The sequence below is a fragment of the Glutamicibacter sp. AGC84 genome, assembly GCF_053543575.1.
Genome location: NZ_JBLVOC010000013.1, coordinates 56,839 through 66,844, shown reverse-complemented (window position 1 = coordinate 66,844; position 10,006 = coordinate 56,839). Strand labels below are relative to the sequence as shown.

10 protein-coding genes and 1 tRNA gene are annotated in these 10,006 nt (G+C 59.2%); 5 read left to right on the top strand and 6 right to left on the bottom strand.

All coding sequences use genetic code 11. The features are described 5' to 3' along the window. Nucleotides 1–410: 410 nt before the first annotated feature. From ACNPN0_RS08625 to ACNPN0_RS08610, 4 genes are all read right to left on the bottom strand, one after another. On the bottom strand, nucleotides 411–713 hold the full coding sequence (locus ACNPN0_RS08625; RefSeq protein WP_038993831.1) for a DUF4193 domain-containing protein: 303 nt from the start codon (nucleotides 711–713) through the stop codon (nucleotides 411–413). 198 nt (nucleotides 714–911) lie between these two features. After that, nucleotides 912–1,658 carry a phosphoglyceromutase gene (locus tag ACNPN0_RS08620; RefSeq protein WP_105658786.1) on the bottom strand — a complete coding sequence of 249 codons (747 nt, stop codon included), beginning with the start codon at nucleotides 1,656–1,658 and terminating at the stop codon, nucleotides 912–914. Between the two features lie 128 nt (nucleotides 1,659–1,786). Beyond that, nucleotides 1,787–2,104 carry a DUF2516 family protein gene (locus ACNPN0_RS08615; RefSeq protein WP_105658787.1) on the bottom strand — a complete coding sequence of 106 codons (318 nt, stop codon included), beginning with the start codon at nucleotides 2,102–2,104 and terminating at the stop codon, nucleotides 1,787–1,789. Between the two features lie 70 nt (nucleotides 2,105–2,174). After that, nucleotides 2,175–3,332, bottom strand: a complete 1,158-nt coding sequence (locus ACNPN0_RS08610) for a trans-sulfuration enzyme family protein (RefSeq protein ID WP_448937433.1) — start codon at nucleotides 3,330–3,332, stop codon at nucleotides 2,175–2,177. Between the two features lie 147 nt (nucleotides 3,333–3,479). Here ACNPN0_RS08610 and tmk point away from each other — a divergent pair, with 147 nt between their 5' ends. From tmk to ACNPN0_RS08590, 4 genes are all read left to right on the top strand, one after another. Next, entirely contained in the window at nucleotides 3,480–4,133 is a 654-nt protein-coding gene (gene tmk / locus ACNPN0_RS08605) for a dTMP kinase (RefSeq protein WP_448937432.1), read from the top strand. Beyond that, nucleotides 4,130–5,284, top strand: coding sequence for a DNA polymerase III subunit delta' (locus tag ACNPN0_RS08600; protein WP_448937431.1), 1,155 nt, complete (start codon nucleotides 4,130–4,132; stop codon nucleotides 5,282–5,284). The genes tmk and ACNPN0_RS08600 overlap by 4 nt, the downstream gene beginning before the upstream one ends. Nucleotides 5,285–5,307: 23 nt before the next feature. Beyond that, nucleotides 5,308–6,843: an alpha/beta hydrolase gene (locus ACNPN0_RS08595; protein ID WP_448937430.1), complete on the top strand. Its 1,536-nt coding sequence runs from the start codon at nucleotides 5,308–5,310 to the stop codon at nucleotides 6,841–6,843. Between the two features lie 82 nt (nucleotides 6,844–6,925). Continuing rightward, nucleotides 6,926–6,997, top strand: a tRNA-Thr gene (locus tag ACNPN0_RS08590). Between the two features lie 16 nt (nucleotides 6,998–7,013). Here the strand turns inward: ACNPN0_RS08590 and ACNPN0_RS08585 are convergent. Together ACNPN0_RS08585 and ACNPN0_RS08580 are read right to left on the bottom strand one after the other, a co-directional pair. Next, nucleotides 7,014–7,328 (bottom strand): tyrosine-type recombinase/integrase, encoded by a 315-nt coding sequence (locus tag ACNPN0_RS08585; protein ID WP_448937429.1) that lies wholly within the window; start codon nucleotides 7,326–7,328, stop codon nucleotides 7,014–7,016. 547 nt (nucleotides 7,329–7,875) lie between these two features. Beyond that, nucleotides 7,876–8,406: a hypothetical protein gene (locus ACNPN0_RS08580; protein ID WP_448937428.1), complete on the bottom strand. Its 531-nt coding sequence runs from the start codon at nucleotides 8,404–8,406 to the stop codon at nucleotides 7,876–7,878. Nucleotides 8,407–9,221: 815 nt separating this feature from the next. Between ACNPN0_RS08580 and ACNPN0_RS08575 the strand changes: the two genes are divergently transcribed. Beyond that, nucleotides 9,222–9,974, top strand: a complete 753-nt coding sequence (locus ACNPN0_RS08575) for a YqjF family protein (RefSeq protein ID WP_448937427.1) — start codon at nucleotides 9,222–9,224, stop codon at nucleotides 9,972–9,974. Nucleotides 9,975–10,006 lie beyond the last annotated feature (32 nt).

Sequence of the window (10,006 nt, the reverse complement as noted above, 5' to 3'; positions counted from 1 at the left end):
ATGGCAGGCGCCATTTTTGCTCTCCAGCTCATTCAGCACTGGAACCGCGGATTACGGCAACGGGCCGGAAGGCAGGAAGCACTGGAACTGGCTGTCCGGGGTCCGGGATGCCTTACGCATCGCGGCGCGAACTGGGTACCGTGCCGCGACTCGCGGCCCGTTGGCATGGCAGTGCTGCGCCTCGTCCGGCCATGCAGCTCCATGCGCTCCCGGTGAGCGCACATCCAGCCATTGCCCGGCAGGATGCCAGCGGACGCACGACGCAGCGCTGGGCAGCCCGGGGACCGCCGTTGGAGTCCGGTCCCATCCGGGGAATCCAGCCCGTTAAACCAGCAGAGGGCCGTCCACCGATCGGTGGACTGCCCTCGCAGGTTGTTGGCGCGCAAGTGGCGCCAGCGTCTAGCGGGCTTCTAGCCTTCGCACTCGACGCAGAAGCCTACATTGCCCTCTTCGCGCACCAGCTGCGAACGGTGGCGAATCAAGAAGCACGAGCCGCAAATGAACTCGTCGTCTTTCTGCGGAATGACCGTAACGGTCAATTCCTCGTTGGATAGATCCGCACCTGGCAGATCCATGCCATCGGTGTGGTCGGTCTCGTCGAGCTCGCGCACCACCGACTTGGCGTCCGGTGCGTTTGCGGACTTCACCGCATCCAGAGAAGCCTTACGTGCCTCAGCAACGTCTGGGCGGACTTCATCGTAATCAGTTGCCACGAATTGCATTCCTAACGTGAGCCATTGAGCCTATTCGAAATAGGAGATTACAGCATACTAATGCCAAAAATACAATCGTGCGCAGTTGTTTCGCTCACAGCCGGACGCTTGGCGTTACCTCGGCGTTAACAAGCGGACGGCGGCATCGCGAACTACTGGCGAGTAGCCAGCAGCCTCGATGCCGCCGAAAAGCGTGTCCTACTTGCGGCCTTGGTTGGCAACGGCCTTGATGGCGTCCGCAGCGGCTGCTGGATCCAGGTAGGTTCCGCCCTTGGTGATTGGCTGGAAGTTGTCATCCAGCTCATAGACCAGCGGGATGCCGGTTGGGATGTTCAGGCCAGCAATGTCTTCATCGCTGATGCCATCCAGATGCTTGACCAGCGCACGCAGCGAGTTGCCGTGGGCGGTGACCATGACGGTCTTGCCTGCCGACAGGTCGGCCTTGATGTTGTTCTCCCAGTAGGGAAGCATGCGATCCAGCACGTCCTTGAGGCACTCGGTGCGTGGGGCGGAGTCGCCCAACGCCGCATAGCGCTCGTCGTTGATCTGGCTGAACTCCGAGGAATCATCCAGTGCTGGTGGCGGGGTGTCGTAGCTGCGACGCCATTCCATGAACTGCTCTTCGCCGAACTCGGCCAAGGTCTGCGCCTTGTCCTTGCCCTGCAGCGCACCGTAGTGGCGCTCGTTCAGGCGCCAGTCGCGGTTCACCGGGATCCACGAACGGCCAGCGGCCTCCAGGGCCAGGTTCGCGGTAACAATGGCGCGGGTCAGCAAGGAGGTGTGAAGCACCTCCGGCTTGTAGCCAGCTTCGGTCAGCAGCTGGCCGCCGCGGGCAGCTTCAGCACGGCCCTTCTCGGTCAGCGATACGTCGTACCAACCGGTGAACAGGTTCTTTTCGTTCCATTCGCTCTGTCCGTGGCGAAGCAAAATCAAAGTGTGGCTCATGTAATCCATCCTAACCAATGCGCAAGCCTGCTCGTGCGAAAGTTAAGGCCCGTGATTAAAGTGCGAAGACCTGCAGTCCGCCAAGATGCGGATGCAGGTCTTCGGGAAAACTTGGTGCCTTGGCACGCCTAGTAGTTGTACCAGCCGCCGCCTTTGCCGCTGACGGCAGGCTTGACGTCCGCGAGGTACACGCAGGCGATGCAGGCGCCGATCAGCTGCAGGAAGCCGATTCCGCCCTGGCTGAAGATGCCAAGCAGTGCCACGGCGGTGCTGGCGACGGTCAGTCCAAGCCAGAACCCCTTGGTGCGCTTGCCTTCCTGGGCGAAACGATCTGCGCCATGGCGCAGGCAATCAACCAAAGCCCAGACGGCGAGCGCAACGATGACAATGCTCAAAGCGATCATCATGTAGTACTCGATTATTTGGGCCATGCGCAACATGTTCATGCTTGTACTCTACCTTTTTGGCGCAAATGATTGGCGCTGTGCCACGCGCGGAAATCAGCGCCCGCTGGCATCAAAGCCGGTCCAGCGCTTGCTGCAGATCGGCCCAGAGGTCTTCCACCTCTTCAATGCCTACTGACAGTCGGATCAGGCTGGCCGGGACGCTGGCCGGCTCCGAAGCGTGGCGGGCCCGGCGCTCGGCCAGGGATTCCACGCCTCCAAGCGAGGTGGCGCCGGTGATGAGCTGGAAGGCTTCCAGTACCCGGTCCGCTTCTTCGGCGGTGCTTCCCGCTTCAAAGGCGATCACCGACCCGAACCCGCCCATGAGTTCCGCGGCGCGTACGTGGCCCGGATCGTTGGGCAGTCCCGGGTAGCGTACGGCCTGCACCTTGGGATGTGCCGCCAGGCGTTCTGCCAGCACCTGGCTGTTTGACTGCGAACGCTGAAGGCGCACGGCCATGGTGCGCACCCCGCGTAATGCGAGGAAGGTATCCATCGGGCCGGCGATCGCGCCGTGCAAGGTCCGGTACCCGTGCAGGCGGCTGTGGAGCTGCTCGTCGCTGGTGACCAGCGCGCCCATGATCACGTCCGAGTGGCCCGACAGGTACTTGGTCACCGAGTGCACTACAAGGTCGGCACCATGAGCCAGCGGCTGCTGGAGCAGTGGGGTGGCAAAGGTGTTATCCACGATGCTCACGACGTTCTTCGCTTTGGCGGCAGCCAGCAGGGTCGGCAGGTCGGCGACTTCCAGCATCGGATTGGTTGGCGATTCCACCCAGAGCACATCGGCCCCCTCCAAGGCAGCGAGCACTTCTTCGGTGTTGGCAATATCCACCGGGCGAATGCTCAGCCGTCCCGCCTCTTGCAGCTCTGAGCTCAACGCCAGCGAACCGTTATAGGAATGCTGCGGCATCACCAGCACGCCGGCCTCTGGCACGATGCTCAGTGCGGCGGCAATAGCTGCCATGCCCGAGGAGAATACCAGGGCAGGCAGCGTTGCCGCTTCGAGCTGGCCCAGTACTTCTTCAAACGGATCCCAGGTCGGATTGGAGAAGCGCGCATATACGCGTTCACCCGGCGCCGCCTGGCCTTTGGAGTGGTAGGTCGAGGTGAAGGTTACCGGGTGGTTGACTGGAGCATCGTAGCCATGGGCCGGACGCCCGCCGGCAACGAGCAAAGTTTTCGGATCCCAGGCCGGATTGGCGCCTGATTCTGCGGTGCGGGGGTTCATGGAAAAAACTCTACGCTTCCTTTGACGCTGCCAGCCGGTGGATTTCACTACATTTCATCTGACTGATCCACCACACTGGGTGCATTTTCGTTGCACATCCTGCCGTTGCAACGCACATCTTTAAATGTCCTTGGATAGGCTAGTGGGGTGAGTATCGAATCGAGTACCCCAACCCGTGGCTTGTTCATCGTTTTTGAAGGCGGTGACGGCGCTGGGAAGTCCACGCAGGTCGCCCTGGCCCAGCAGTGGCTGGAGTCCCGTGGCGCCAAGGTCACCACTACCCGTGAGCCAGGCGGAACCCAGATCAGCGAAGAGCTGCGTTCCTTGGTGCTCGAACACGGCCACGGCGAGATCGATGCCCGTACCGAGGCCCTGATTTACTCGGCGGCGCGTGCCGCCCATGTCCAGCAGGTCATCTCCCCCGCCCTGGATGCCGGAACCCACATCATCTGCGACCGATTCGTTGATTCCTCGCTGGCTTACCAGGGCATGGGCCGTGCCCTCGGCTTTGATGCCGTCGCATCGATCAACGACTTCGCAACCGGCGGACTGACGCCGGATGCCACCATCATTCTTGATATCTCCGCCGCGCAGGGACGTGCCCGGCGCATTGCGGCCAGCGGCGGCGTGGAGGATTCGGATCGCTTGGAATCCGAGCCGGATGATTTCCATGAACGCATCCGCAACGCCTTCCTCGACTTGGCGGCCCGTGATCCGCAGCGCTATCTGGTCCTGGATGCCACCGCCAGCGTGGAGCAGCTGCACCAGTCGGTTGCGCAGCATTTGGCAGGCTTGCTGTGACCCGGCCGGTCTTCGCAGAACTTGCCGGGCAGGAACGTGTCATTGCCACGTTGACCGCTGAGGTTGATCGCGGCAACCCAACCCATGCCTGGCTGGTCACCGGTCCCCCGGGATCGGGCCGTACCACCGCGGCGCGGGCTTTCGCGGCAGCTTTGCAGTGCACCCAGGCCCCGGCCGGCTGCGGGCAGTGCGCCAACTGCAAAATGGTCATGAATTCGGAGCACCCGGATGTGTCCTTCGTATCCACCGACAAATTCGAGTACCAGATTGCTGACGTCCGCCATCTGATTACCCGTGCACAGGAAAGTGCTGGCACCGGCCGCTGGCGCATCATCATCATCGAAGATGCCGACCGCATGTCCGAGCGCAGCACCAACGTGCTGCTCAAGGCCATTGAAGAACCGCCCGCCAAGATGATCTGGATCCTGAGCGCCCCGTCTCCTGCAGATGTTCTGGTGACCATTCGGTCACGGTGCCGCGCGGTAAATCTCTCCGTGCCGTCCACCCAGGATGTTGCGGATCTTCTGGTGCGCCGTGACGGGCTGGAACCGGAACAGGCGCTGTTCGCTGCCCGTGTCTCGCAGTCCCACATTGGCGTAGCCCGTTTGCTGGCCCGTGACGAGCAAGCACGCATCCAGCGTGAAAAAGTCGTTACCCTGCCGTTGCGCACCACCACCTTGCCGCAGGCGATGGCCGCTGCCGCAGAAATTTCCAAACTGGCCAGCGAGCGTGCCGAGAACATTACCGGCACTGATCTGCAGAACAAGATTGCCCAGCTGCGCCACGCCAACGGCTTGGGTCCAGAGGAGAACATCCCCGCTGGATTGCGTGGACAGTTCAAGGCGCTGGAGGATGATGCCAAGCGATTCGCTCGGCGTGCGGCTTTCGATGCCTTGGACCGTACCCTGACAGACCTGACCACATTCTTCCGCGATGTTTTGAGCATCCAGCTGAAAACCGGAATTGAGCTGATCAACGACCACCTGCGCGAGAAGCTCGAACGTTTCGCAGCGGAACAGTCCAGCGAGAAGTCCTTGGCCCAGCTTGATGCCATCAATGAAACGCGCAGCCGCTTGGCTGCCAACGTCAACCAGCTCATGGCCCTGGAAGCACTCATGACCCGTTTGCTGCCGCAGCCGGGACGCCGTTAACCCATCACAAGGAGACACTAAAAGTGCCTGCACGCTCACCGATGATGCGCTTGGCCGCAGTGGGGACCGCTCTGGCTTTGACCCTGGCCGGCTGCTCTTCCACTACAGCGGATTCGCAGTCCGGCGCATCGGATGCGTCGCAGTCCGCGCCCAACGCCAGTACGCCGGAAGGATTGGAATCCTTCTACAGCCAAGACCTCGATTGGGAAGAATGCGGCAGCATCATCGAATGCGCCACCATAGAGGTTCCGTTGGACTATGCCGATCCCGAAGGCGAGAGCATTGATCTGGCGTTGAACCGCCGCGCCGTGGACGGTGCGACAGGCAATCTGCTGGTAAACCCCGGCGGCCCAGGTGGATCCGGTCTGGATCTGGTGGCGTCCTCGGTACCAGGCATGTTCAGCGCTGACCTGCAGCGCGCCTACAACGTCATCGGATTCGATCCGCGAGGCGTGGGAGAAAGCTCCCCGGTCACCTGCCAAAGCGGTGCCGAGACCGATGAAGGACGCCAGGAAAACCTGCGGGCTTGGGTTCCTGAAGACCAGGACGAAATTGTCGAGGATACCGAGGACTACGCAGCTGACTGCGCGTCCAATACCGGCGATCTCCTAGGCCACGTCGATACCGTTTCGGCAGCGAAGGACATGGACGTGATCCGTGCTGTGCTCGGTGATGCACAGCTGGACTACCTCGGTTTCTCCTATGGAACTTTCCTCGGAGCAACCTACGCTGATTTGTTCCCTCGGAATGTGGGCCGCTTCGTACTCGATGGCGCCATGGATCCAACCAGCACAGCTTCGGACCTCACCTTGGCCCAGGCCGTTGGCTTCGAGAAGGAGATCGACGCGTGGCTCGCCAATTGCCTTGAAAGCGGCGAGTGCCCGTTCACTGGAACCGTTGAAGAGGCCAAGGTGCAGCTGCAGCAGTTCTTTGCGCAGGTGGAGAACGAACCAATGACTGCCAGCGACGGGCGTGCAGTGCCGATCATCGACTTCATCAACGGCTTCATCTTGCCGCTGTATGACGATTCCAGCTGGCCCATTTTGACCGATGCGATGAACGCTGCCGTCAACGACGCGGATGTGGATATGATCCTCGGCTTCGCGGATCTCTCGGCGGACCGCGAGGGCGATGGCACGTATGCATCGAATTCCACCGATGCTTTCACCGCCATCAATTGCCTGGACCGTCCAATGGACGCCAGTCCAGAAGCGATGCAGGCCGAAGCAACAGAGTTGATGCGTGCGGCCCCGACCTTAGGCAAGTATCTCGCCTATGGCGGCATCACCTGCGAGGCCTGGGACCACGACGCCACTGGCAAGCCTGAAGTCCTCGACGCGGAAGGCTCGAATGAGATCCTCGTCATTGGCACCGTCGGCGATCCAGCTACCCCCTACGCATGGTCTGAGGCATTGGCGCAGCAGCTGGACAACGCGACCCTGCTGACCTATGAAGGCCATGGCCACACCGCATATGGACGCTCCAATGAATGCATTACCAAAGCGGTGGATGAGTACCTGATTGACGGCAAAGTCCCCGAAGCCGGCACCCGGTGCTGATTGGGCCTGATGATGTCGTCGCCGTTTTGACGTTCAGACAATTCCTCGGATAAAGTGACGTGGTGCCTGTTTGCAGGTACAGGCCTCCTTAGCTCAGGGGTAGAGCAGCTCCCTCGTAAAGAGCAGGTCGCCGGTTCAAATCCGGCAGGGGGCTCGGCCTAACGCCCTTGTCAGAATCTTATTGATTTTGGCAGGGGCGTTTTTTGCGCCCAAAAACCGTCTTGTGTGTGCAATGTGTGCACATCATCGTTCTTAGCATCCATCCGTTGCGACACCTTAGATGCCGCATTGCGCGAGGCGTTCGACATGAAATGGCCGTAAAAGCTACTCGTGACCACAAAATTCGAATGCCCCAGTCGCTTTGAAATGATCATCACATCAACGCCAGCTTGCGCCATGAGGGCCGCGTGTTCATACCTCAGTCCGTGCAATATGGGAGCGGGCGCGCCCGCCGCCACGCGTAGCTTTGCGAAGAGCTCTGCCACGTAGGAAGGGATTCAAAGGTTGGCCGTTAGGCATCGTGAAGACATCGTGTTCTTCAATCTGGCTAATCTTCCAGCATATAAGGGCATCGACTACATCCAAGTCCATCTCAACGGATGACCTAGAAGCGTCGGTTTTGACGCTTCCTTGTTCTACTGCCACACCTCGGACTTCAACCCATGAATCTTTGATATTGATTGATCGGGGTATAGCCCAATGGCTCCACGCGTCGCTGGAGAATGTCAAAGACCGTCGTTAGCAAGGGGCTAGTGCCAATGACTTTGCTTCTTTCATCCACGGAACCCTCGAAAAACATTGACGGAACGCGGGCAGCATGACCTGGGAGGCACTCCGAAACGGCCTTCAGGATTACCAATGAGCCGTTAACTCCACTAACAAGACGGTTGGCAAGGCCTACCCGAATCCATACCCGTACGGCGGGAATTCGTCTACGCAGTTTGTCGCCCAAATACAAAGGATCCAAAACATCATTGGCAACTAGCATGAAGTCGCCCCCGGCTAACGATGGGAGCGATTTTTCGTTTAAATCTATTGCTGGCCTGAGGTCATTTCGAGCCCGTTCTGCTCGTACCTGACTACTACCATTTTCGGGTCCAAATCTAATTTCGAGAGGTCTGTCATGATTTCCTGAGCCGCCATTAGACCGTTGCCGTCCCATTGAGGATCCCCTGAATAGTTCACTACCAGTTCGCCATTCTTTCCCGGCTCAAATGAAGTGATGTCGTAAAAAGGAACGACAATAGCGTCTGGACAATCGACACCTCGGTATTTCAGCCACTCTTTGCCAAGCTCATTGGCCCATGCTTGCCCTTTGGTTTTAGCTTCGGGCCACTGCCAAGCAATGCAATTTTTATCCCATGCGTTTTCAGGCCGGCCTGAATCTATAGCGCTTTGCTTTGCTTTTGCAATATCAGCTTCAGATAGCGCAACAGGTTCGGCATTAGTGGACGCGCCGAGCGTTGCTGTGACGCTTGGCGTGGCATCTGCCGATTGATTACCCGCAGAGCAACCAGCAAGGGCGAGAGTGGTCACCACAGCGGCGGCAAGCATTTTCTTCACTGGCTATTCCGTCCTTCTGTCATTGACTACAAGCATGATTGCGGCGGCCATGATAACTAGGCTAGACGGGAGACGTAGCCACCACGGCATAGGCAGGAACACCACAGCCAGGGCAAGTGCGAAAATCATCAACGGTTTCTTTTTCATGCGCGCTTCACCTTCAACGCCCGAACTAGGAGGGTACCGCCTATGGCTAAGGCTATGACGCCAGCCGGGAACGAAATCCACCATGGTTCAGGGATGAAGAACGCGACCGCGCACGCTGCCATAAAGACTAGGGCGAATACTGTTTCTTTCATGCCTGCACTTTCTTCAAACGGTTTTACGGTGAGTCTACATAGAGCACTGGACAGGATAGGGGGAGCAAGTTCAAAGGACGCTACGCGCTAGCGTACGAACGGCACTATGACGTGCTGGCTAATGCGCGTGCAAATGTATGCACACACTGCCGGGTAAATTCTGAGATGCCGTGACCCCACAACCTAAATAGCCTTATATCTAGGCCAAATAGCACCTTGCGGAACACTCAATTATCGCCTTCGTCTATCTCGTAAAGAGCCGGTCGCCGGTTCAAATCCGGCAGGGGACTCGTTTTCGCAATTTTCAATGGATTTTCATGACTGATCCCGGGGTCTTCGATTCCCACGCAGTCCATTCTGATCCCGCATCTTGCTCAACGGCGCTTTTGGATATTCAATTAGGCCAGAGCCGGTAAACGATACTTCACTCCGCGATCAGCAGATCATCGATCCCGGTTCGCGACCGGCAAAAGCGGCATAAGCCTTCGACCGCAATTTCCAAGGAATTCCAAACTGATGCAATCCTTGCAGTACTCCCCTGAACCGCCATCGCTAGGCGGCAACGCGATCATGCGCCAACGGTGGAGCGAAGTAGCGTTCCTGCATTGGCGGGTTAGCCCGGATGAGGTGGCGCCGTACATGCCCGAAGGATGCCGGCCAGATATTGTCGACGGCAGCGCTTGGGTGGGCCTCGTCGCTTTCCAGATGTCGCGCAGTGCGTTCTTCTCCGGTCCTGCGATTCCGTGGTTGGGTGACTTCCCGGAGATCAACGTGCGCCTCTATTCCGTTGACAATCAAGGACGCCGCGCAGTGGTATTCCTGAGCCTTGAAGCATCACGCCTGCTACCTGTGCTCATGGCGCGGGCAGTCTTCGGGCTGAAGTACCAGTGGTCGTCCATGAAGATCCTGAAGAAGGCCGGCACGATCAGCTATGCAGCACGGCGCATCGGAAATCCGAGCGCACGTTCCCGCATCGTCGTGCGTCCGGTAGAAGCTTCTGCCAGTGCCGATCCAATTACCCCGGGTTCGCAGCTCGCCATCGCGCTATCGGCACAGTGGGCGTTCCACCAGCGGCATCTTGGGCGCACCTTGCACTGCCGGAACTACCATGAACCGTGGCCGCTGCAACCTGCACAACTCGTTGAATTCGACGATGGCCTGCTGCGTGCCGCCGGTTTCGCCGCTCTCGCTGATCGAGCTCCTGACTCGGTTCTGTACGCCGAAGGCGTCGATACGCTGTTCGCTGCACCAACCGTACTGGACTGCTAGAGGCCAGGCACAAGGCAGTTGCGGCAGAAGGC